21 protein-coding genes and 1 riboswitch are annotated in these 22,205 nt (G+C 56.6%); of the genes, 18 read left to right on the top strand and 3 right to left on the bottom strand.

Annotated features, from left to right (window positions below; all coding sequences use genetic code 11):
• The first annotated feature begins 114 nt into the window (after positions 1-114).
• From FY156_18570 to FY156_18545, 6 genes are all read left to right on the top strand, one after another.
• On the top strand, positions 115-1,044 hold the full coding sequence (locus tag FY156_18570) for a sulfurtransferase (GenBank protein ID UXS03562.1): 930 nt from the start codon (positions 115-117) through the stop codon (positions 1,042-1,044).
• Positions 1,045-1,126: 82 nt separating this feature from the next.
• Complete coding sequence (locus FY156_18565) at positions 1,127-2,308, top strand: YeeE/YedE family protein (protein UXS05143.1); 1,182 nt, start codon at positions 1,127-1,129, stop codon at positions 2,306-2,308.
• A gap of 172 nt (positions 2,309-2,480) precedes the next feature.
• Positions 2,481-2,678 (top strand): hypothetical protein, encoded by a 198-nt coding sequence (locus FY156_18560; protein ID UXS03561.1) that lies wholly within the window; start codon positions 2,481-2,483, stop codon positions 2,676-2,678.
• Positions 2,679-2,872: 194 nt separating this feature from the next.
• Entirely contained in the window at positions 2,873-4,039 is a 1,167-nt protein-coding gene (gene ssuD, locus FY156_18555) for an FMNH2-dependent alkanesulfonate monooxygenase (protein ID UXS03560.1), read from the top strand.
• 166 nt (positions 4,040-4,205) lie between these two features.
• Positions 4,206-4,751: a flavin reductase gene (locus FY156_18550; GenBank protein UXS03559.1), complete on the top strand. Its 546-nt coding sequence runs from the start codon at positions 4,206-4,208 to the stop codon at positions 4,749-4,751.
• Between the two features lie 69 nt (positions 4,752-4,820).
• Positions 4,821-5,762, top strand: coding sequence for an acyl-CoA dehydrogenase (locus FY156_18545; protein UXS03558.1), 942 nt, complete (start codon positions 4,821-4,823; stop codon positions 5,760-5,762).
• Positions 5,763-5,775: 13 nt separating this feature from the next.
• On the opposite strand, the gene FY156_18540 is transcribed toward FY156_18545, so the two are convergent.
• Positions 5,776-6,225: an Rrf2 family transcriptional regulator gene (locus FY156_18540; GenBank protein ID UXS03557.1), complete on the bottom strand. Its 450-nt coding sequence runs from the start codon at positions 6,223-6,225 to the stop codon at positions 5,776-5,778.
• 251 nt (positions 6,226-6,476) lie between these two features.
• Positions 6,477-6,713, top strand: a riboswitch (cobalamin riboswitch).
• Positions 6,714-6,884: 171 nt separating this feature from the next.
• Here FY156_18540 and FY156_18535 point away from each other — a divergent pair.
• The 5 genes from FY156_18535 to FY156_18515 are packed head-to-tail and all read left to right on the top strand — an operon-like array spanning position 6,885 to position 10,960.
• The gene (locus FY156_18535) at positions 6,885-7,919 is read left to right on the top strand and encodes an ABC transporter substrate-binding protein (GenBank protein UXS03556.1); all 1,035 of its coding nucleotides are present in this window, start codon (positions 6,885-6,887) and stop codon (positions 7,917-7,919) included.
• A 26-nt stretch (positions 7,920-7,945) separates the two neighbouring features.
• Positions 7,946-8,944, top strand: a complete 999-nt coding sequence (locus FY156_18530) for an iron ABC transporter permease (GenBank protein ID UXS03555.1) — start codon at positions 7,946-7,948, stop codon at positions 8,942-8,944.
• Positions 8,941-9,741: an ABC transporter ATP-binding protein gene (locus FY156_18525; GenBank protein UXS03554.1), complete on the top strand. Its 801-nt coding sequence runs from the start codon at positions 8,941-8,943 to the stop codon at positions 9,739-9,741. The genes FY156_18530 and FY156_18525 overlap by 4 nt, the downstream gene beginning before the upstream one ends.
• Complete coding sequence (locus tag FY156_18520; GenBank protein UXS03553.1) at positions 9,738-10,181, top strand: pseudoazurin; 444 nt, start codon at positions 9,738-9,740, stop codon at positions 10,179-10,181. Before FY156_18525 ends, FY156_18520 begins: the two co-directional genes overlap by 4 nt.
• Positions 10,178-10,960, top strand: a complete 783-nt coding sequence (locus FY156_18515) for a methyltransferase domain-containing protein (protein ID UXS03552.1) — start codon at positions 10,178-10,180, stop codon at positions 10,958-10,960. The genes FY156_18520 and FY156_18515 overlap by 4 nt, the downstream gene beginning before the upstream one ends.
• A 48-nt stretch (positions 10,961-11,008) precedes the next feature.
• Here FY156_18515 and FY156_18510 read toward each other — a convergent pair whose 3' ends face one another.
• A complete protein-coding gene (locus FY156_18510; GenBank protein ID UXS03551.1) occupies positions 11,009-11,833 on the bottom strand; it encodes a class I SAM-dependent methyltransferase in 825 nt (274 codons plus the stop codon).
• Positions 11,834-11,943: 110 nt separating this feature from the next.
• Between FY156_18510 and FY156_18505 the strand changes: the two genes are divergently transcribed.
• From FY156_18505 to FY156_18490, 4 genes are all read left to right on the top strand, one after another.
• Complete coding sequence (locus tag FY156_18505; GenBank protein ID UXS03550.1) at positions 11,944-13,077, top strand: ABC transporter substrate-binding protein; 1,134 nt, start codon at positions 11,944-11,946, stop codon at positions 13,075-13,077.
• A gap of 100 nt (positions 13,078-13,177) precedes the next feature.
• A complete protein-coding gene (locus FY156_18500) occupies positions 13,178-14,314 on the top strand; it encodes an ABC transporter substrate-binding protein (GenBank protein ID UXS03549.1) in 1,137 nt (378 codons plus the stop codon).
• Positions 14,315-15,382 carry an iron ABC transporter permease gene (locus tag FY156_18495; GenBank protein ID UXS03548.1) on the top strand — a complete coding sequence of 356 codons (1,068 nt, stop codon included), beginning with the start codon at positions 14,315-14,317 and terminating at the stop codon, positions 15,380-15,382.
• Complete coding sequence (locus tag FY156_18490) at positions 15,376-16,134, top strand: ABC transporter ATP-binding protein (GenBank protein UXS03547.1); 759 nt, start codon at positions 15,376-15,378, stop codon at positions 16,132-16,134. Before FY156_18495 ends, FY156_18490 begins: the two co-directional genes overlap by 7 nt.
• Positions 16,135-16,145: 11 nt before the next feature.
• On the opposite strand, the gene FY156_18485 is transcribed toward FY156_18490, so the two are convergent.
• On the bottom strand, positions 16,146-18,500 hold the full coding sequence (locus FY156_18485) for a helix-turn-helix transcriptional regulator (GenBank protein UXS03546.1): 2,355 nt from the start codon (positions 18,498-18,500) through the stop codon (positions 16,146-16,148).
• Positions 18,501-18,632: 132 nt separating this feature from the next.
• On the opposite strand from FY156_18485, the gene FY156_18480 reads away from it, so the two are divergent.
• The 3 genes from FY156_18480 to FY156_18470 are packed head-to-tail and all read left to right on the top strand — an operon-like array spanning position 18,633 to position 22,192.
• Positions 18,633-19,661, top strand: coding sequence for an ABC transporter permease (locus FY156_18480; GenBank protein ID UXS03545.1), 1,029 nt, complete (start codon positions 18,633-18,635; stop codon positions 19,659-19,661).
• Positions 19,661-20,542 (top strand): ABC transporter permease, encoded by an 882-nt coding sequence (locus tag FY156_18475; protein ID UXS03544.1) that lies wholly within the window; start codon positions 19,661-19,663, stop codon positions 20,540-20,542. Before FY156_18480 ends, FY156_18475 begins: the two co-directional genes overlap by 1 nt.
• 3 nt (positions 20,543-20,545) lie before the next feature.
• Positions 20,546-22,192, top strand: coding sequence for an ABC transporter ATP-binding protein (locus tag FY156_18470; GenBank protein UXS03543.1), 1,647 nt, complete (start codon positions 20,546-20,548; stop codon positions 22,190-22,192).
• Positions 22,193-22,205: the final 13 nt, after the last annotated feature.

The raw sequence follows: 22,205 nt of genomic DNA, 5'->3' as shown, positions 1-22,205 counted from the left end.
TTGTTTTTGACCGAGTTATTCTTTTCCTATCGATAATATGGAAAATGGTTTCTTCGCGTGCCTCCGCTTTCTTCTTACCTTTCCATTGTCATCAAATCAGGAAGGGGTAGGGAAATGTACAATATCAAGTTGCTGGCGTCCGTATTCGGGGGATTGTTGCTTTCAACGGTCGGTCTGGCATCGGCCAATGCGTCGGACGCGCTGGTTACCGCGGACTGGCTAAAGCAAAATCTGGAAAATCCGAAGGTCAAGGTTTTCGAAGTCAGTGTCGACACCGGCGTTTACGAGCGTGGCCATATTCCCGGCGCGACCAATCTGAACTGGCACACCGATCTCGTCGACAAGGAACGTCGCGATATAGCCTCTCGGGAGCATTTCCAGAGCCTGTTGCAGCAGGCCGGTATCGGCGATGATACAACGATTGTCTTGTACGGCGATAACAACAACTGGTTCGCAGCCTGGGGAGCATGGATCTTTGAAACCTATGGTCTGGGCGATCGGGTGAAGCTTCTGGACGGTGGTCGTAAGCTTTGGGAGGCTGAGGGTCTGCCTCTGGATACCTCCGCGCCAAAAACGACGGCAACAACACTGACGTTGAAGGACAGCGACCCGTCAGTTCGCGCCCGCTTTATCGATGTCGTCGCTGTGGCTGAGGGCAAGCACAATATCAAGCTCGTCGATATCCGCTCGGCAGATGAGTATTCCGGCAAAATCTTTGCGCCCGATGGCGTCAAGGAGCTGTCAGTGCGGGCGGGCCATATTCCAGGCGCGGTGAATGTCCCATGGGGCACCATCGTCAACAAGGACGGAACGTTCAAATCGGCTGAAGAAATCAAGGCGATTTATGCCGAAAAGGGCATCGACGGTACAGCTCCGGTCATCACATATTGCCGTATTGGTGAGCGATCGAGCCACACCTGGTTCGCCCTGAAGAAAATACTTGGATACGATGTCCGCAACTACGACGGCTCATGGACGGAATACGGCAATGCCGTCGGCGTCCCGATCAGCAACCCGACTGGAACCGTCTGGACCGGCAAATAACCACTGATCATATCCCATCCACGACCAGCACGCCGCGTTAGGCGTGCTGGCGATGTTAATTGAAAGATTTGCCTGGCATCTCATGAATTTACGCTTCCATCGCTGGGCAGGCATTGCCCTGATAGCTTTACTGGCTCTTACCTTCTACGGCGTTTCCATGCTGGTAGAGGGGCGTCAATTGGGGTTTGCGCTGCTTGCCGGGGCAGCCTTCGGCATTGTCCTGCAGCGCGGTCGCTTTTGTTTTCTTTGCAATTTTCGCGATTTCGTTGAAAACAGGCGATCTGATGGACTTGTCGCGATTTTTGTAGCCTTGATTGCAGGGGTCGCGTTCTACCAGATTGTCATGATGGCCTGGGTCCCTGTTCCACAGCCGGGCCGTTTGCCGCCCAACGCTCATGTTGGTCCCGTCGGCTGGGTGCTCGCGGTTTCCGCATCGATTTTCGGTCTGGGCGCCGCTTTGTCGGGCTCATGCCTCTCCGGTCATTTTTATCGTCTCGGGGAGGGTGCCTTTGGATCGATTTTCGCGCTTGCCGGTGCGGCCGTCGGTTTTTTCGTGGCGTTCCTCAGCTGGAATTTTCTCTACAGCCTGGCTGTGTACGACGACATTCCTGTGTGGCTGCCGCACTACCTGGGCTACGGTCCAGCGTTTATTGTGTCGTTTTGCGTACTCGCAATCCTGATTGCCCTTGTTCTTTATGCGGATAACAACAACGACATCCCGCCCGAAAAGGCGGCAGACGCAAAGTTGCATCAGGCACTGACACGGGTGTTCATCGCCCGCTGGCCCCCTGTCGTCACCGGCATCCTCGTCGCCACGATCAGCGCATTCTCGTATTTTCGGCTAGCACCCATTGGCGTCACGGCTGAATTGGGAAGCATTGTTAGAACCGTTTCCACCCAGCAAGGCTGGATGTCCGAAACGCTGGCTGGGCTCGATACGGTGCGGGGTTGCATAAGCGCGGTCAAAACCACGCTGCTTTCTCCAAACGGCGTATTCGTCATTGGGCTTATTGTTGCAAGTCTCGCCTCCGCATTGGTTTCGGAGAAGTTCAAGCCATCATGGCCATCTCTAGGTGGGTTGGCGACCCGATTTGTCGGCGGTGTGCTGATGGGCTGGGGTGGGATGACCGCGTTGGGGTGCACCATTGGCGTATTGCTATCAGGCATTCACGCGGGCGCCTTGTCCGGCTGGGTGTTCTTACTCTTTTGCGGTCTTGGCGCCTTTTGTGGCCTTATCCTCAAACGTCGTTTTGCGTTGCCATAGGACGTGAATTTGGTTGCTTTCACCCGTTTGAAACTGTCTTCCACGGCTGCGAATTTTCCGGGTTGAAACCATCGTGTGCGAACGCGAAAATAGAATAGTGATTTAGTGGAAAATCTTGACGGTCCGGGCCTTTCACTTAACGATATGACGATCTCGTTGCTGGAGGCTGACCATGCTGCAAGCACTGCAATCATTTGCGTTCGATTTCATTGGCTCGACCCGTAACGCTCCTTCGAGGCCATCGCCGGATTTTGACGTGCCAGTCACCGGAGACTTGGAAAAGGAGCCGGAGAAAACCGATCTGGAGCTGGAGAGGAAAGAGATCTCCGAAATCGCATTTGCGACGTTCGGCTTCCACCCGGTGCTCTAGTCAAACAGGGTGGGACAGGCGGGATCGGCTTCGCACCCGTCGTGCCGCGTTCGACGTGATTACATCCTTGCGTAGAGAGAAACTCTCTCTCCTGATCGCAAATTGGAACAAAATTTCTTAATTGCCTCGGAGAAATGGCTACCCTTTTAACTCGGTCTAGGAAGCCCAGCCGGGCAAACTGCAGAGGTTTCTCAATGAGCAAGACAGATAAGCCGCTCGATTTTCTTTGGTTCATACCTTCCTCGGGTGACGGGAGTTATCTTGGCTCGGACGACCTCTCACGCCCTGCTGATCCCGACTATTTCAAGGAAATTGCCCAGGCTGCCGATCGTCTCGGTTATTCTGGCGTACTCATTCCAACAGGCGTTGCCTGTGAGGAATCGTTCATTCTCGCGGCCAATCTCGCTGCCCATACGGAAAAACTGAAGTTTCTCGTTGCCATAAGGCCGGGTGTCGCTTCACCAGCCTATTATGCGCGTATGGCATCCACGCTCGATCGCGTCTCTCGCGGGCGTTTGTTGCTCAACATTGTTGTGGGCGGAAGTTCGCAGGAACTGGCGGGTGACGGTATCTTCTTGCCGCATGACGAGCGCTACGATCATGCTGGAGAATTTTTCGAAGTTTTCAATTCGCTGATTGAAACCGGCAAAGCCAATCTCGACGGAAAATACATCAAGGCACATGACGCAAGACTGGGCTTGCCGCCCGTTCAGGAGCGTCCGCCAATTTATTTCGGTGGGTCGTCGGACGCGGGGATCGAGTTTTCTGCAGGCATCACCGACAAATATCTCACTTGGGGCGAACCGCCGACACAGGTTGGCGAAAAGATCGCCAAGGTGCGCGCTGCCGCTGCAAAACAGGGGCGCGAAGTGACGTTCGGAATTCGGCTGCACTTCATTGTGCGAGAGACCGACGAAGAAGCGTGGGCGGATGCGGACAGGCTGATTTCAAAGCTTTCCGATGAAACGATCGCCGCTGCGCAGGAGGTCTTTTCCAAGGCATCCGATTCCGTTGGCCAGGCGCGCATGCAGGCTTTGCACAACGGCCGACGCGACAGTCTGGAAGTCTCTCCAAATTTATGGGCAGGTATAGGACTTGTTCGGTCAGGCGCCGGAACGGCTTTGGTCGGTTCACCCAAAACCGTCGCTGCCCGCTTGCGGGAATATCAGGATCTCGGCATCGACACTGTGATTGCCTCCGGGTATCCGCATCTAGAGGAAGCGTACCGCGTTTCGGAACTGCTGTTCCCCGAAATTGGTCTCGGCGCGCCGCGAAATCAAATCCGCTCATCCTTTGGCGCCAGACAGGCCTTCGGTGGCGGAGGTCATGGCGGCAACATCAAGCTTGCATCTGGATCATGATCGATTGGCTGCGCTGAGATTGCTTCGCGTCGCAGGGACGCCGCACGTTGTCAGCAATTAAAACATTAATTCCATATAATATATCAAATATGAAAAAGAATGCCTGTGTAGAAATCGCCCGGCCCGCTAACTGTTTAGACAATGCAAATGATTTCGGGAGCTTTCCATGACAGTGCAATTTGCCGCAAATGATGAACAGTTCAGGGCTGCAAAGGGGAGCGTTTCGGACCGTGTCGCCGATGCCGATAGTCTGAAGGTTGCGCTCAGAGCGCTTGGCGGCGGTGTCAGTCTCGTGACGGCAGGTGAGGGTGAGTTGCGCACTGGCGCAACGGTGACCTCGGCCACTGCCTTGTCTGTCGATCCTCCAAGAATGCTCGTCGCCCTGAACCGGTCTTCCTCGACCTGGCCGATTGTGCAACGCTTTGGCCACCTTGCCATCAATATTATCGGCGAGCACCACCAGTTCGTTGCAAACCAGTTTGCCGGCATCGGTGGCCTGAAGGGCGTTGAGCGTTATCGCGGCGCGGAGTGGACCAGGCTCGCCAGCGGGGCACCGATATTGGAAGACGCCGTCGCGGCCATCGATTGCACGGTGGAAGAGGCCATCGAACGGCACAGCCATGTCATCGTCATCGGCAAGGTGGAAGCAATCCGGATCGGCAATGGTGGCTCGCTTGTCTACCAGAATGGTCGCTATCACGCGCTGGGCTAAGCCCTGGTGAAGCTGCGCGCGAGATGAGTATCCCGCTATCTGTGTTTGAAGCTTTTGAGGGAGTTGGGCATGGGTTCTGTTACGCAGTTCAATGAGAAGATACGCTCCGTTCCGCCACAACTTTTCGCTGACGACGATATCCTGACCGCAGCGCGCGCAATTGCCCGTAGATGCGGCCTGGAGACGGCTGACCGGGTCCACGAGGCGATGTCGCATTCGGGACTGCTTTCGCTATCTGTTCCAAGCGATCTCGGTGGTGCGGACGTGACAAACGATATTCTGGCGCAGGTTGTAACGATTATCGCAGAAGCGGATGCTGATGTTGCGCGGCGCCTTGCTGATCACTTCAAAGCTCTGGAGTTTGTTCGCAACGCCGGGAGTGAAGATCAACGTAGAGCGCTCTTTGCCCGGGCAGGTTTTGGAGAGACATTTTTTCTGGTTGCAGATTCTCCAGATCCGGAGCACCCGGTACTGCTCGGGGACGACTTGTCATTTTGGGTTTCCGATGCGCGGCTGACGTCTGTTCGTTCCGATGTCGACTGGATCGTCATGCCCGCGCTCAATTATCTTCGCCAGCCCGTGCTCGTCGTGGTGAAAAACCGGCGATCCGCTGCCGTGGAGACGGACCTGCGCGTCGATGACGTGTTGCCGCTCACCTTAGGCGCAGAAAACCTTCCGATTTCGGTCGCAACCCTGCTGCGCGCGGCAATTCTGCTTGGACAGACGCAGTGCATCCTATCCGATCTGATTGAACGCAGCCCGACAAATGAAGGTGTCACAGCGCTTGAAGTCGGCGAGGCCTATCTTGGGACCGAGTTGTTGAAGGCGCAAATCGCGCGTGTCGCAGCAATCATCGATGCGGCACAGGTCGGGGCTGAGCATGTTACTGTTCAATCCGTCCGGCATAGCGCCGCCGCTCTCGAGATATTGATGACCAGAATGAGAAGCGCCGTGACAGACAGCACAATTCATCCGGTCGCTGTTCTCGGTAGTGACCTGCTCAGTCGGTAGGCTGTTACGCCGTTTATTTGCCGGCTGGGATGGATTGAGCGCTTGCGGCGTCCTTTTCCACGAACTGGGCCAGTGTCATATTGTCGAGGATGGTTGCGATGGCGTCTCGAACGTCTGTCATCGACAACCTTACCTGACAGTTATCCGGATCGTCACAGTCATCGCATGCTTCGAAAGCGGTGCGGCTGGCGCAACGGATGGGTGCCAAGGGGCCATCAAGCGTCCGGATGACCTGTCCGATCATGATCTCGTTTGGCATTTTCGACAGCGAATAACCGCCGTTCGGACCCTTTTTTGAACGCAGAATGCCGGTATTTCGCAATTCCAGAAGGATCGTATCGAGGAATTTCTTTGGAATATTGTTGCGCGTTGCAATCTCGGTCACGAAGGCCGTCTCACCAGGCGGAAGGCGTGCCAGATCAACGAGAGCCTTCAGTCCGTATTTGCCTTTTTTCGTCAGCATTGTTCCGCCCGGGTGCAACCGGCTTACTCTGAAATGCCGGATCGATTGTTTTCAACTTACTAAGTAGTTTTTAGCGAATTCCTCTGCAAGCCTGTTTATCGGGCTTTTCGCGCTGAAAGTGCAGGCGTCGGCTCGGATTTTCGAGGCTCCACGACGCCAAGACATTTCTTTCCATTCTCCCCCAAGAAGAGAAACGCAATTCATCGGAGCATCTGGATGCTGGCAAGGCATTGACGCACAGGGCGTTGCTGCGTATGTCAACGGACGACGGTTCCTCGAACCCAAAGGGTGAGGGGATTAATAGGGAACATGGTGCGGATCTGCTTGACGGTTCAATGCCATGGCTGCCCCCGCAACTGTAAGCGGATTACCGTCCATCCTCGTGGCGCTTGAGGCGTCATGCCACTGCATCTTGAAGAGATGCGGGAAGGTAGGTGGACGATAGATATTCGTGAGCCAGGAGACCTGCCGTCAGAACAACGACCATCATTACGGGCGGGGATGCCCGGAAGAGGAGCAGGTTATGATACCTTCATGCGCGGACATGTGTTCCGTGTCTTGTTCTCCATTTCCAGGAATGTCGGACGTTTGTCGCAATGCGCTTTGACGTTTTGCGATTTTTCCCATCACCCGACGCAAACACACTGACTGGAGAACGCATGTTCGAATTTAAACCTTTGTCCTTTGGCGCGGCCTTGTTTGCATCTGCCGTTGCTGTTTTTCCCCTCGCGCAGCCGGTACATGCCGCCGAAACCACCTATCCGCTGACAATCAACAATTGCGGTCGCGAGATCACTTTCAAGCAGGCTCCGACACGCACCGTATCCGTAGGTCAGAGTACAACGGAAGTTCTTTACCTGCTCGGACTTTCCGAGAAAGTCGCCGGTACGGCTCTGTGGATCGGCCCGGTCCTGACAGGCTACGAGGACGCCAATGCCAAGATTGAGCGATTGGCCGATAACGATCCAAGCTTTGAAGCAGTGATCGGCAAAAAGCCGGATCTGGTGACGACACAATTTCAGTGGCAGATAGGCCCAGAAGGTGTCGTTGCGACCCCCGAGCAATTCGAGGAACTGGGCATTCCGGTCTACACCTCTCCTGCCGACTGCATGGGCAAGGACAATTCGGGTGGTGGTGACGGCGTGCGAAACGAAGTTTTCACGATGGATCTGATCTATCAGGAGGTTCGCGATCTCGCGAAGATCTTCAACGTTCAGGATCGCGGCGAAGAAATCGTCAATGACCTCAAAACGCGTGAGGAAGCGGCGCGCGCCAAGCTCGCGTCGGCTGAAGGAAAGCTTTCTGCCGTCTTCTGGTTCTCCAGCGCCGAACTCGATATCGATCCCTATGTCGCCGGTCGCAAGGGTGCACCGGGTTACATCATGTCTGCACTTGGCATTAAAAACGTCATCGAAAGCGATGAGGAATGGCCGACCGTCGGTTGGGAAACCGTGGCCAAGGCCAATCCGACCATCATCGTGGCCGGAAAGATGGACCGCCGTCGCTTCCCCGCAGATGATGTCGTTGTGAAACGCGAATTCCTTGCCAGCGATCCCGTTGCAAGCATCATGCCCGCAGTCAAGGAAGGCCACATATTCGACATGGATGCGCAGGCCATGAACCCGACGATCCGGACGATCGAAGGAATCGAGACGCTGGCTGATGCGATTGCCGCATCCGGCCTCGCCAAGTGAGGCCGGGTTTTCTCAATCCAACCAGAGTGAGTGCGGCCGTTGCCGCACTTGTTCTACTGATTGCCGCGCTTGTTGCAGGTGCGGCCATCGGTGAGACGTCGATCCCCTTCGATGTCGTTGTCAAAACCATAGCCAATCGGGTTTTCCATGCGGGTTATCCACTCGAACCGCTCGATGAGGGGATCGTCTGGAGTTACAGATTAAGCAGGGCCGTGGTGGCTGCCTGTTGCGGTGCCTCGCTTGCTCTAGCAGGGGCCGTGTTGCAATCACTCCTGCGTAATCCCCTTGCAGATCCTTACATCCTAGGCATTTCCGCGGGTGCATCGACCGGGGCTGTCGCCGTCGCCCTGCTCGGTTTCGGGGCTGGGATGCTGACGATGCCTGTCGGTGCATTGATCGGCGCTTTCATTGCTTTCACGCTCGTCAGCCTGCTCGCAATTCGGGCGGGACATGGCAATAGCGCCATCATCCTGGCTGGTGTCGCGGGCTCGCAGCTCTTTAATGCGCTTACCTCATTCGTCGTGACAAAATCCGCAAACGCCGAACAGGCGCGCGGCATCATGTTCTGGCTGCTTGGAAACCTTTCCGGTGTTCGCTGGCCTGATGTCTGGTTGGCGCTCCCGGTCTGCCTGGTTGGGCTTGCCGTCTGCTTGTGGCATGCGCGAGCACTCGATGCATTTTCCTTCGGCGCGAATGCAGCCGCATCTCTCGGTGTTCCTGTCCGCGGTGTCTATGCAGTATTGATCTGCGTTTCGGCCACGATGACGGCAGTGATGGTGTCGCTGGTCGGTTCAATCGGCTTTATCGGGTTGGTCATTCCGCACGCCGCGCGCATGTTGGTCGGAGTTCGCCACGCCATTCTCCTGCCTGTGACGGCGTTGACGGGTGCGGTCTTCATGATCGTCGCCGACATTCTGTCCCGTATCGTTATTCCCGGACAGGTTTTGCCGATCGGGGTTATCACGGCGCTGTTTGGCGCGCCTGCCTTCGCGTTCCTTCTTGGACAGAAGAGGGTCGGGCGATGAACATTTCAGCGAACGATTTGCACTGGAGCGCCGGAAGTCTCGAGATCGTACGCGGAGCATCATTTGATGTGCGTTCCGGCGAGTTTTTTGGGATCATCGGCCCGAACGGGTCCGGCAAGAGCACGCTCCTGTCGATGTTGGCGGGAATACGCCGTCCGCGTCGTGGCAACGTAATGGTGGAAGGCCGTCCGCTTTTATCTTTCGGTCGCCGCGAACTTGCCCGAAAACTGGCACTTGTCGAGCAGCAGGCTGAAACTACGGAACGAATTTCCGCACGGCAGGCCGTTGAACTCGGCCGGACACCCTATCTCGGGCCGCTTTCCGGCTGGTCGCAAAAGGATGATGCCATCGTCGATACGGCACTCTCGGACGTCGATATGTCTGATAAGGCCGAACGGAGCTGGCACCATCTGTCAGGCGGCGAGCGCCAGCGATTGCACATTGCGCGCGCATTGGCGCAGGAATCCCGGATACTGCTCCTGGACGAGCCGACCAACCATCTCGATATCGGTCATCAGATTGGCCTCCTCGATCTCGTGCGCAAGCAGGGGTTGACGGTGGTCGCGGCTCTTCACGACCTCAATCATGCGGCGATGTTTTGCGACCGGATTGCCGTCATGGATAAGGGCCAGATTGTCGCCATTGGATCGCCGCACGAGGTTCTTACCGCCGCGCGCATTGGCGCAGTTTTTGGTGTCGAGGCTGTGGTCACGACAGACGAGAGCGGCTTCTGCCACATTCGCTTTTTGCCTGCGCACAGGCAGGAAAATTCACCGAAAAGGGTATCAATAATATGATCAGGGCAATCACGCTCGGGCTTTGCCTTACAGTCGGGCTCTCGATGCAGGCGATGGCGGAAACCTTTGAGGTCAAGATGCTCAATCGCGGCGAAAAGGGCTCCATGGTCTTCGAGCCCGATTTCCTGGAAATTTCACCGGGCGACGTTGTACGCTTTGTTCCCACGCATAAAAGCCACAATGCCGCGACGATTGACGGCATGGTTCCAGATGGCGTTGAAGGGTGCAAGAGCAAGATCAACGACGAATTCGTAACGACGTTCGAGACCCAGGGCTTCTACGGGATCAAATGCTCACCGCATTACGGGATGGGAATGGTCATGCTCATCAAGGTCGGCGAGGCGTCCTTGCCCGAAAGCTACAAGACGATCGATGTGCCGGGGCGGGCCAAGCCTCGGATGGATGCACTCTTCCAACGTGCGGGTGAGGTGGGAAATTGAGCGAAGCATTCGGCATCAACCACGGCCTGAAGGAAGACATTCGCGACTACTGGTCAGAGCGTTCAAAGACCTTCGATCTGGCCTTTGGACATCGCATACCCCCGGGACCCGAACTGGATGCGTGGGCAGAGGCTGCCAGGCAGCATCTCGGTACGAAACCGCTGCGGGTGCTTGAACTTGCCTGCGGAACCGGGGAGGTGACGAATGTCTTGCTGTCACTTGGACATGAGGTAACGGCGCTCGACTTTTCAGAGCATATGCTCGCAGTTGCAAAGTGCAAACACGCCGGTAATCCCAAAGCGCGCTTCATTCTCGCCGATGCGGAGAATACGATGGAGCCGGACGGCGACTATGATGCAGTTGTCTGCCGGCACCTAGTCTGGACGCTGACGGATGCGGAACGTGCATTCTCTGACTGGCATCGCGTTTTGAGATCGGGCGGTAAACTTCTGATTTTTGACGGTGATTGGGCGAAACCCGCGCCGTTTGGGCGTCTCGCACTATTTGCGATCGGCATGATTGATCGGATGCTTGGTAAGGATCACCATTATGACGGCGCGTTGAGTGATCGCCACCAGAATATCATGGCGCGACTGCCGTTCGGAGACGGTCTGAGTGTTGAAAAGCTGCAACCTTTCATTGAGGGCGCGGGTTTCGTCGACGTCCAGACGGCGTCGCATGCTCCGATCGCCGCGGCCCAACGAAAGACGGCAGATCTGCGCAATAGATTGCGAACCTATGTCTATCGTCGCTTCATTCTGTCGTGCCGCAAAGCGTAAAGGGCTGCGACACGACTGCGAACGGCTGATGGCTCGGGGACGAAAGCATCAGGCTTTCAGGCTGGTATCGGGTTTAACGGCCACAACTGCGTAGCGATGTTGCAGGCCGCGTAAAACGCTTTTGAAGAAGGTGAAGTTCTTGGCCTGTGCGCGGTGGATCGCACGCAGGTCCTGGTCGATGGTGACAGGCATGAAACCGGTGCCACGAAGCAGGGCGGCGACATCAGGGGCCCGAGCGCCCTTCGCAAAGTAGACACGAGAAAGAATGCTGTTGAAGGTATTGGCGCTGTCTGCCGGCCTGTGTGGCTGATCGGCTTTGATGAAGCCTGTCCGTTCAAGGATTGCGGCCAGCTTTTTGACGAGGCGCTCTCGCAAACCTGTATTGACGAAATCCCCGTCGATGATGAGCAGGCGTCCACCAGGTTTGAGAACACGGAACCACTCCTCAAAACTTGCCTTCGGATCGACAAGCGTCCAGACCAGATGCCGGGTGATAATCACGTCAGCACTTTCATCCGGTTCCATGGTTCTCTCGGCGTCGCCGACGAAGAAACGGATATTTCGGCCACGTGTCTTCGCCTTGGCCCGTGCGAGTTGCAGCATGTCCTCAGACCAGTCCATGCCTGTAACGCGGTAGCCGAGATCATCCATCAGATGTGAAATGACGCCCGTGCCGCTCGCCAGATCAAGCGCTGCACGGCCATCTCCCGGCCCAAGATGCTTCAGAACCAGGGCGTGCCAGGCCTCCCGTTCGATGTCGGAAAATATTTCGTGGCCGGGGGACAGGTCAAAGGTCGCAGCCCGTCCCGACCAATAGGCCTTTATTTCGTCTCGAAGACTGTCGTTTCGTCCGTGCTCGGCTAGTTCGTGCATTTTTCTGGCTTTCGTGTCGGTAGTTGAGAACCGCTCTAAAACATAAATGTTGACTACGGCAGTCATAAAAGAATAGAGGCCCGCACAGTCATCACTGGAGAGATAATCCGATGCGCGTCCCAGGTAAATTTGCTGCGCTTACTTTTGGCCTTCTTGTTTCCGCTGTCTGGCCGGCATTCGCCGAAAAGATCACCCTCAAGGATGTGACGGGTCGTGACGTGGAGGTCAATGTCCCCGTTTCGAACGTCATCCTCGGGGAGGGGCGCCAGATTTACTTCCTGGCCGCACTCGACAAGGAAAACCCTTTCAAGCACGTGGTCGGCTGGCGTGACGACCTGCCGAAGGCCGATCCGGAAACCTATGACGCCTATCTGGCGAAATACCCCGATATTGCCAAGCTGCCAACGTTTGGCGGTATGAAGGACGGCACGTTCGACATCGAACAGGCTGTTGCGCTGAAGCCCGACGTCATCCTGATGAACATCGATGCGAAGACCGCAACGGAAGAAGCCGGTTATATCGAGAAGCTCGGCAAGGTCGGCATCCCGCTGGTCTATGTCGACTTCCGTGAGAAGCCGATGGAAAACACCGAGCCGAGCATGCGCGTCATGGGCAAGCTGATGGGCAAGGAAGAACTTGCTGAAGACTTCATCAAGTTCCGTTCTGACAGCATCAAGCGTGTCACGGACGTTCTTGAAAAGGAAAATCCGAAGAAGCCGGTGGTCTTCGTCGAACGTGCAGGCGGTTATTCGGACGATTGCTGCATGTCGTTCGGTAACGAGAACTTTGGCAAGATGGTCGAGATCGCCGGTGGCATCAACATGGCCAAGGACATCATTCCCGGCACGTTCGGCACGGTCAACCCGGAGCAGGTTATCGCCTCCAACCCGGACCAGATCATCGTCACCGGTGGCAAGTGGGACGCCTATGTTCCTGGCGGCAAGTGGGTTGGCGTCGGTTATGGTGCAGATCTGAAGGAAGCGCGCCGCAAGCTCGAAGACCTTACGAAGCGCCCTGCGTTCACAGGCGTCAAGGCGGTTCAGGACGGCAATGTCCATGCTATCTGGCACCAGTTCTACAACAATCCGTATCAGTTCGTCGCCATTCAGGAGATGGCGAAGTGGCTGCATCCGGAGCTCTTCGCGGATCTCGACCCGGAAGCAACATTCAAGGAACTGCACGCGCGTTTCCTGCCACTCGACTACAAGCCTGGTTACTTCGTCTCTCTGAAGGACGAAAAGTAACAGCACAGGACTGGCGGCGCATGGGGGGCGCTGGCGGAACAGGCGAAGCCGTAAAACACGGCTTCGCCATCTTTGTTTGAAGAACGAAAGGACCCCGCCCATGCGGCTCAACCTGGTCAAACATATCGCTCTCGCATTTCTGGCGATGATTGCGACACCGGCTCTTTCAGCGCAGATCACCGATGCGGCAGGCCGCACGGTTGAACTTGATCTGCCCGCCAAGCGGGTCATTGTCGGCGAGGCGCGGCAAATTCACGTGATCGCAGCACTGCGCGTCGAAAAGACATTCGACACGATCGTCGGCTGGCGCGATGACCTGCTGACCAAGGACCCGGACAGTTACAAGGCGTATGTGGAGCGCTTCCCGCAGATCGAAAAGCTGCCGCGTTTCGGTTATGTGCCGCAGGGTGATTTCAGCCTCGAGACGGCTATCGCGCTTTCTCCCGACATCATCACGCTCAATCTGGAAGCGGAAAAAAGCGCCAAGGAAAGTGGCTTCGAGGACAAGGCTGGTGCTGCAGGCATCAAGGTCGTCTATCTCGATTTCCGTATCAATCCCGACAAGAACAGTGAAAACTCGATCCGTATTCTCGGCCAGATCTTCGGCGCTGAGCAGCGTGCGGAAGATTTCATTGCCTATCGCCGCGCCCAGATCGCACTCGTGACTGACAGGCTTGCCGCGGTGAAGGACCTCAAGCGTCCAAACGTGTTTATCGAGCGTTCGCCAGGTATTTCCGGCGAAAACAACTGCTGCCGAACCTTTGGGCCGGTCAATTTTGGGGCGATGGTGGACCAGGCAGGCGGCCACAATATTGGCGCCGACGTTATCAAGACGACCTTTGGTGATCTCAATCCGGAGCAACTCGTCGTGGCCGATCCGGACCATGTTATTGTTACAGGCTCCAACTGGGCGGCGGAATCCGATATCAACCAGTTCGTCCCGGTTGGACGCGGTGCCGATATGACCCTTGCTCGTGAACGTCTTAAAAATCTGATGACACGCACACCGTTCCCGACGCTGAAGGCGGTCAGGGAAGGCAATGTCCACGCTGCATGGCACCAGTTCTATGGTGCGCCATACGAGTTTTTCCCGATCCAGCAATTTGCGAAGTGGTTTCACCCCGAGCTGTTTGCTGACCTTGACCCGGAGAAGAATTTCGAGGAGTTCCACAAGACGTTTCTACCCGTGACCTACAAGCCGGGTTATTTCGTTTCACTCGAAAAAGGTTCGAACTAAATGGCTTCCATTGGTGAAACCGACGTGAAGACGACAGGGCGCGATCAGTATCGCGCTCTAGCCGCACGCAGAATATTGATCCTCATCGGTCTTGTGGTCGCACTCTGCCTCAGTTTGGCAACCGATATGGCGCTTGGACCGGCGCGTTACACACTTTCTGAAGTTGTTGGCGCGATCTTCGATCCGGCGGCTGTCACCAACCAGCTCCGCGTCGTGATCTGGGACATCCGTATGCCGATTGCCCTGATGGCGGTGACTGTTGGCGCATCGCTCTCGGTTGCCGGCGCGCAGATGCAGACGATCCTTTCCAACCCGCTTGCAAGCCCTTTTACGCTCGGCATTTCGGCTGCTGCGAGTTTCGGCGCAGCCCTGGCACTGGTTGGCGGGATCGCGATTTTTCCCGGTGCCGTCGAGTATATGGTCCCAATCAATGCGTTCCTGATGGCGATGCTGGCAGCAATGTTCATTCATTTTGCCTCGACAATGCGCGGCGTCACCGTTGAGACCATCGTTCTCCTGGGTATCGCATTGGTCTTTACCTTCAATGCCGCACTCTCTTTGCTCGAATATCTAGCCTCCGAACAGGCGTTGGCAGCCGTTGTGTTCTGGACGATGGGGAGCCTGACGAAGGCCACATGGAGCAAGGTATTTGTGACCGGCGCCATTCTGCTCGTCACGGTGCCGATGTTCATGAAAAACGCCTGGGCGCTGACTGCGCTACGTCTTGGTGATGACAAGGCCGCTAGCATGGGCGTAAATGTCCGGCGTCTGCGTCTGCAAACCATGCTGACGGTCAGCCTGCTCGCCGCAATTCCCGTTTCGTTCGTCGGTACGATCGGTTTCGTTGGCCTCGTCGGTCCGCACATTGCCCGCATGGTGGTTGGTGAAGACCAGCGCTTCTTCCTGCCAGGTTCGGTGATCTGCGGTGCGCTCTTGCTGTCGGTCACGTCTGTCGTGAGCAAGATGTTGATCCCCGGCGCTATTTTGCCGATCGGTGTGATTACGGCGCTTGTCGGTGTTCCTTTCTTCTTCATTCTCATCTTCTCCAACAGGAGGCGCGCATGGTAGCCTTGGCACTCAAGGACGTCGGCGCCGCTTACGGCCGTGTTGTCGTTCTTTCCAAAGTTGGTATCGATACATTGCAGAGCGGAAGCGTTACTGCTGTGATCGGTCCGAATGCGGCGGGCAAGTCGACGCTTTTCAAACGGATTGCGAGCCTTATTTCCGGTCCGGGTCTCGTTGAACTGTCAGATACGGCCAGAGGCAGCCGCGGCATTTGCTATATGCCCCAGGATACCGGCGCGAATGCTGTCTTGACGGTCTATGAATCCATTCTTCTTTCGGCGAAGCAGGGTGGTGGCTGGCGGGTCAACGATGAAGAGTTGTTTGAGATCGACGCCATTCTCAAGGCGCTGAAAATTGAAAATCTGGCGTTCCGTGGTCTTGGCGAACTTTCCGGTGGTCAGCGACAGCTCGTTTCTCTGGCGCAGGCTTTGGCGCGCAAGCCCGAGGTCCTGCTGATGGATGAGCCGACATCCGCACTCGATCTTCACCGGCAGATTGAAGTTCTTAGCTTCGTGCAGGAACTTGCCCGCAAGACTGGTATGATCGTCCTCATTGCGCTGCACGACCTCAACCACGCACTCCGCTATTGCGAAAACACCATGGTCATCTCAAGAGGTGAAATGGTGGTCAGCGGTACGACAGAAGACGTCATAACATCGGAGATGCTGCGCGATATCTATCGCATCGACGCCCGCATCGAACCCTGTTCGCAGGGCCGGCCGATGGTTATCGTGGATGGTGCGATCTACGAATAAGCGCTTCGGCTCTAGAGCCAGCCGAGCGCCTTGGCGCCGCGAATGGCTTCGGCGCGTTTGCTGCATCCAAGTTTGCGAAAAAGGTTTCCGAGGTGAAATTTGACCGTCACCTCGGAAATATTAAGCGTCTGGGCGATCTTCTTGTTCGGCATGCCACTCGCCAGCAATTGCAGCATCTGCGCTTCCCGCTGAGAAAGCCCACCGTGCAGGGCGCGCGCCTGCGGCGAATTGACTGCTGAGGCAAAGATCGCAAGTGCAGTTCTGACATCTGAGGATGTTTCGATGAAACTGCGGATACGCCGGTTGTTCAAAAGTGGTGACAGGAAAAGCCTCTCTTCTGATAGTACGCCATTGCAGCCAAGCCTGGTCGAAGCTTCGAGAGCAGACAACAGGTGACCACGGGCGGCGGCATTGTCCCGCCGCTGGTGCGCCGCGTAACCTTGCCAGATTTGCAAGGCCACCCTTTCGCGGTTCGTCACATTCGGATTGGCCAGCAGGGCTTCTATCTGGCGCGAAAGATAAGGGCGTGGCGTCCATAGTCGTACGGCATCACGTAACCAGGCCATGACGTATGAGATCTCGTCGCGTCGCGTCAGACGCGACAGATCGTCTGTGGCGCTTTCCACCCAGTTGCGTCCCATCGGCATGCGAATTGCTGCCAGGGTGGCAGCGGCTTCTGACCAGCGATTGGCATTCTGATATGCGATTGCCGTACGGATCTCCATCATAGCGTGGAATTGTAGCCCCTCGGAAAGATGGATCCACAATCCGTCGAGGAAGCCGGGACGGACCGTCATGGGGAAGTGGTCGATCAGAACCTGTGACGCGTACTGGAGTGCAAACTGCATCAGGCTCGGCCAGATTTCTGCAGCCGCGAAGTGCTCGAATTCCTGTTGCACGAAGGCCAGGAGATCGCGCGGTCGCCCTGTCTCATAGGCAAGGCAGGCTTCCGCGAGACGCAGCATTCTGAATTCCTGCACAGCATCATGTGGGACCTGCTCCAGCTTTTGTCGGGCATCCTGCGCTGCCCTTCGAGCCAGAAGGACATCACCACTCATCAGCCTGAGAACGATCTGGTGAAGATGGATGAAGAACTCCAGAAGAGGCTGTCCGCCCATTTTGTTGAGGTAGATCAGGGCACGTGCAGCCGCCGCTTCAGCCTCCCGGAAATTGCGACGACGAATTTCAAACTCAAGCAGCGCATTGTAATAGGCCGCCCATTTGCCGTGATCGTCCATGGGATAGTCGGCCATGAACTCACCGAGACGCTGGATGATCGCGTCGTTGGGTGTAAAGTCTTCTGCAATCATCAGGTTGAGGCGGAAGGTTCGCGCCGCAAATGAAAAACGCGAACCGCGCGTCAACACCTTGAGCGGGTCAAGAAAATCGGACCCCAGGTTCTTGCCGAGCAAATGCCGCACACGCTGCAGCTCACCCTGTTTGAGCAAAGCGCGTGTTACGGCAAACAGCACCGTCTCGTTGGCGGCGATCATCTCTTGTGAAAACTGCATGATTATGTCGCGGAAGGTGGTCACACTGCTCCGGTAGATCAGTTCGCGCCCGTGAGCACGTTCCAGAATCTGCGCGGCTTGCGTTTCGTAGCCGTGCCCGAGCAACATCGCCATTGCAGAAAGCGAGTGCCCCTCCTTTTCGAGCGCGGCTCCAATCTCCATCACAGCACTTCCTGCTTCAAGTGCTGCAAGGCGCTCCTGAACTGCCATGGTCAAAAGCCGCATCAGCGGTTGGTGATCTCTCGGATTGCGGGTCAGGAACGGTGGTAGCAGTTCGGCCCACTCCTTGTCCGGCTCGGTCTGGGGGCTATCAAGCCAGAGAGAAAGCGCGACTGTCTGAGATGGTGACAGATGTGGAAGGTAATTCTCGCGCAGATAGTCAGCGCATAATTGCTCGTCAGGCGTCGACGAAAGAGGCAAAAATGCCGGCCAGCCGGCGTAGGCATCAAACGCTGTTTGGGCCTCATCGGCTGGAAGGGCCATTAGTTCCGCCTGGGTGAATGCCAGATCTTGAGCGGTAATGCTGGCCGAACCTCGATGCAGGATCTGCCGTGCAAGACCGCTGATGCGTTGATCCGGGCGACAGGCTATGACCACATGTTGCGCCGCATCCAGGATATTGGCGGAAAGCCGCGCTGCACGGACATGGGTTGGCACATCCCACAGCAACCATCCACCAGTCGCGTCAACCATGCGCGGCTGTTGCGTTCGGCACACGGCTTTCCCCAAGCGCATTGCCAGCAAATCCAGCAAAACGCTTTTTCCCGCTCCTGCCGGCGCGCGCAAGAAAATGATGCCCGACCTCTCGCCAATGATGCGGTCGCAGAGGTGAGGGCGGGGAAGTAGCTGCGTCATGAGTGGTCCTGTTGCACAGCAACCAAAACCTATACCATTTCTTCAAAAAACTATACTGATTTGAGATTGTTCGAAATTGGAAGCGGTGAAAAGTTGCGGTCAGACAACTGATGCACAAGGAACTTCCCGCCGATGCAGCAACATCCGTTGGTCGCGATTTTGAACCGGCTTGGCACGTTCGTGCTGGTCATGGTCGCCCTGTCCATCATGATTTTCGTGCTGGCCCGCGTGGTGCCTGGCGACCCGGCCCGCATGGCGCTTGGCCCCGCGGCAACGCAGGAGCAAGTTGACGCACTGAGAGGCCAGATGGGTCTCGATAAGCCACTCGCCGTGCAGTACGTCGACTACGTCAAGAACGCCCTCCATGGCGACCTCGGCTTCTCGCTCGTATCCCAGCGTCCCGTAACGACCGATCTTGCACAAACCGTCCCGGCGACCGTGGAACTGGTGCTTGTGTCCGTTATTTTCATGTTCGCGGTCGCGATCCCGCTCGGCGTTATCACTGCCCATTATCGTGATCGGTCGTTGGACCACATCGGCCGCATCCTTTCGCTAACCGGTGTGACCATTCCAAGCTTCCTGTTCGCGATCACGCTGCAATTGCTTGCAGCCCGTTTCCTTTCGGGATGGCCGATCATCGGTCGCATCGACCACTCGCTTGGCTGGCAAGGTGGCCCGACGGGCTTCATTCTGCTCGATAGCCTGCTGGCTGGCCGTTTCGATGTTATGCTGAACGCATTCCAGCATCTTGCGTTGCCAGCTTTCGCCCTTTCTATGGCAGGGATCGGTCAGATCACGCGCATCACTCGCTCTTCGATGATCGAAAATCAGCGCAAGGACCATGTCTTGACCTTGCAGAGCTTCGGTGTGCCTGAGCGTGTCATCATCTTCCGCTATCTGCTGAAGCTCTCCTCCATCGCGCCGCTGACCATCATGGGGCTCGAATTCGCATCGTTGATTGGCAATGCGTTCGTGATCGAGATGGTCTTTGCATGGGGTGGCTTTGCGTCCTACGGCCTGAACGCGATCCTTCAGAAAGACCTCAATGCCGTAACCGCCGTCGTTCTGGTGGCCGGGCTGTTCTTCATCGTTGCCAACCTGATCGTGGATGTCTTGATTTCGATCATCGACCCGCGCCTGCGTCGCAAGGAGGCCCGTTGATGGCCGATATCAATATTCTCGACAAATCGGACCGCGATCTCAGCACCGGTTACATGATGTGGTACCGCTTCAGCCGTAATCCGGCTGCGGTGATCGGCTCGCTGATCCTTCTATCAGTTGTCATTCTGGCGGTGTTCGCACCTTGGCTGACACCTTATCCGAAACATATCGGTGCCGTCGTCGATTTTCGTGCGCGTCACATGCCGCCGGATCTCGACCACTGGTTCGGCACAGATAAAGCCGGACGCGACATCTTCTCGCGTACAATTTTCGGGCTGCGTATCTCGCTTTTACTGGTCATCGGGGTGCTTGGCATCTCGGTCCCGGTCGGTACAGTTCTCGGTCTCGTTGCCGGCTATTTCGGTGGCTGGGTCGAAAAACTCATCAGCGGCCTGACCAATGTGATGCTGGCGATGCCGCCGCTCGTCATGGCGCTTGCCGTATCGAACCTGCTCGAGCCAACGCTGATGAATGCCATGATTGCCATCACGCTTCTTTGGTGGACCTGGCACGCACGTCTGATCTACTCCGTCTCCAAATCCATCGCCTCCGAAGACTATATCGAAGCCGCCCGCCTTGCCGGTGCCGGACCGATGCACATCCTCTTTCGTGAAATCCTCCCCAATTGCGTATCGGTCATCTCCGTCAAGACGACGCTGGATGCAGCCTTCGTCATTCTGTTCGGTGCGACGCTGAGCTTCCTCGGTTTTGGCGTCAAGCCACCGATCCCGGATCTGGGCTCGATGGTCGCCGACGGGCGCCAGTTCATGCCGGACTTCTGGTGGGAAGTTCTCTGCCCGGGTGCTGCCGTTCTTTACGTGACGCTCGGTTTCAACCTCCTGGGCGATGGCCTGCGCGATATGTTCGACGTGGAAAGCTGAGCAATGACTGAACCGCTTCTCAAGGTCGAAGACCTCAACGTTACCTTTACGAATTATGGCCGTACACGGCAGGTGCTGCGCAATGTCGGCTTCACGGTTGCCGCCGGCGAGCGCGTGGCGCTGATCGGGGAAACCGGATCGGGCAAGTCTGTTACTGCGAAGGCAATCATCGGCACCTTGCCGAAAAATGCCGCCATCACCTCCGGGTCGATTGTCATCGAAGGACGCGAAATCCTGGCCATGCCCCGCTCCGAGCGTGAAGCGCTGAAGGGTACAGCCTTCTCGCTCATCATGCAGGACCCGCTTTCCTCGTTCAATCCGGTCTTCAAGATCGGCACGCATCTCGATGATGTCATGCGGTTTTCCGATCGGCGTGATGGGATCTCCTCCAACAAGGCCGAACGCCGCAAACGTATCGCAGCCGTCCTGCGGCGTGTGCAGCTCGGCGATACCGAGCGCGTGATGAATGCCTATCCGTCCGAACTCTCCGGCGGCATGCGGCAACGTGTCCTGATCGGTCTGGCTCTGCTGCATCAGCCGAAGCTGCTGATTGCCGACGAACCTGGTACCGCGCTCGACGTCACAACGCAGGATGAGATCCTCAATCTCATCAATCAGCTTGTTGCCGAAGAAAACATGGCGCTGCTGATGATCACCCACAATCTTGGTGTGGTCCGCAAGGTTGCCGACCGCGTGGTCGTCATGCATCACGGCGATATCGTGGAAACCGGACCATGCGCGGACATCCTGCGCGAACCGAGCCGCGACTACACACGTTCGCTGCTTGATGCCGTGCCGCCACTTTATGGCCCGCGTGTTGCAGAGGTGCCGCAAAGCACGCGCGCTCCCATCGTGACCATTGACAAGCTCAACAAGATTTATGGCCGTCGCAACGGTTACCATGCCGTGCGCGACGTCACCTTGACGCTGCGCGAAGGCGAGATTTTCGGCCTGGCGGGAGAGTCCGGTTCAGGCAAGACATCTGTGGCACGCATGGTCATGGGCTTGTCTCGCCCATCCTCGGGCAGTCTCGTGATTGATGCGCCGGATCCTGGCCGCGGCAAACGCTTGACGCAGATCGTCTACCAGAACCCCGGCACCTCGCTCAATCCGAAGCGCACCGTTAAGCAGACACTGACGCTGCCGCTGAAATCCATCGGTATGGATGCGACCGGACGGGACGCCCGCATGGCGCAACTGATGGAACTCGTGCGCCTGCCAAAATCCTATCTCGGAAAATATCCGCACGAGCTTTCAGGCGGGCAGAAGCAGCGTGTTGCAATTGCCCGTGCTCTCGCTGCCGAGCCGAAAATTCTGATCCTCGACGAACCGACTGCGGCACTTGATGTGTCCGTGCAGAAGACGGTCATCGACCTGCTTTTGCAGCTTCGCGAGGAACTCGGGCTCACATACATGATGATCTCCCATGATCTTTCGCTGATGCGGAATTTCTGTTCGCGCATTGCCATCATGCTGCGTGGCGAAATTGTGGAGGAGGGCGCAACCCCCGAGGTCTTCGCCAGCCCGGAGCACCCCTATACCCGTGCGCTGATTGCCGCGATCCCCGTCGTGACGGATGAGGAGGAGCGTCTGAAGCCCACTGTGACAGAGGAAGAGCGCATGCGCTTCCTTGTGAAATCGACCGATTGATGAAAGAGGAGCC

Source organism: Agrobacterium tumefaciens, assembly GCA_025559845.1.
In the GTDB taxonomy this organism is placed as follows: domain Bacteria; phylum Pseudomonadota; class Alphaproteobacteria; order Rhizobiales; family Rhizobiaceae; genus Agrobacterium.
The sequence above is the reverse complement of the archived record's forward strand: the minus strand, read 5'-3'. Positions and strand labels throughout refer to the sequence as shown.

Coding starts and splice junctions, on each gene's coding strand:
- FY156_18570 (UXS03562.1), top strand. CDS start 115: ATGTACAATATCAAGTTGCTGGCGTCCGTATTCGGGGGATTGTTGCTT.
- FY156_18565 (UXS05143.1), top strand. CDS start 1,127: ATGAATTTACGCTTCCATCGCTGGGCAGGCATTGCCCTGATAGCTTTA.
- FY156_18560 (UXS03561.1), top strand. CDS start 2,481: ATGCTGCAAGCACTGCAATCATTTGCGTTCGATTTCATTGGCTCGACC.
- ssuD (UXS03560.1), top strand. CDS start 2,873: ATGAGCAAGACAGATAAGCCGCTCGATTTTCTTTGGTTCATACCTTCC.
- FY156_18550 (UXS03559.1), top strand. CDS start 4,206: ATGACAGTGCAATTTGCCGCAAATGATGAACAGTTCAGGGCTGCAAAG.
- FY156_18545 (UXS03558.1), top strand. CDS start 4,821: ATGGGTTCTGTTACGCAGTTCAATGAGAAGATACGCTCCGTTCCGCCA.
- FY156_18540 (UXS03557.1), bottom strand. CDS start 6,225: ATGCTGACGAAAAAAGGCAAATACGGACTGAAGGCTCTCGTTGATCTG.
- FY156_18535 (UXS03556.1), top strand. CDS start 6,885: ATGTTCGAATTTAAACCTTTGTCCTTTGGCGCGGCCTTGTTTGCATCT.
- FY156_18525 (UXS03554.1), top strand. CDS start 8,941: ATGAACATTTCAGCGAACGATTTGCACTGGAGCGCCGGAAGTCTCGAG.
- FY156_18520 (UXS03553.1), top strand. CDS start 9,738: ATGATCAGGGCAATCACGCTCGGGCTTTGCCTTACAGTCGGGCTCTCG.
- FY156_18510 (UXS03551.1), bottom strand. CDS start 11,833: ATGCACGAACTAGCCGAGCACGGACGAAACGACAGTCTTCGAGACGAA.
- FY156_18505 (UXS03550.1), top strand. CDS start 11,944: ATGCGCGTCCCAGGTAAATTTGCTGCGCTTACTTTTGGCCTTCTTGTT.
- FY156_18500 (UXS03549.1), top strand. CDS start 13,178: ATGCGGCTCAACCTGGTCAAACATATCGCTCTCGCATTTCTGGCGATG.
- FY156_18495 (UXS03548.1), top strand. CDS start 14,315: ATGGCTTCCATTGGTGAAACCGACGTGAAGACGACAGGGCGCGATCAG.
- FY156_18490 (UXS03547.1), top strand. CDS start 15,376: ATGGTAGCCTTGGCACTCAAGGACGTCGGCGCCGCTTACGGCCGTGTT.
- FY156_18485 (UXS03546.1), bottom strand. CDS start 18,500: ATGACGCAGCTACTTCCCCGCCCTCACCTCTGCGACCGCATCATTGGC.
- FY156_18480 (UXS03545.1), top strand. CDS start 18,633: ATGCAGCAACATCCGTTGGTCGCGATTTTGAACCGGCTTGGCACGTTC.
- FY156_18475 (UXS03544.1), top strand. CDS start 19,661: ATGGCCGATATCAATATTCTCGACAAATCGGACCGCGATCTCAGCACC.
- FY156_18470 (UXS03543.1), top strand. CDS start 20,546: ATGACTGAACCGCTTCTCAAGGTCGAAGACCTCAACGTTACCTTTACG.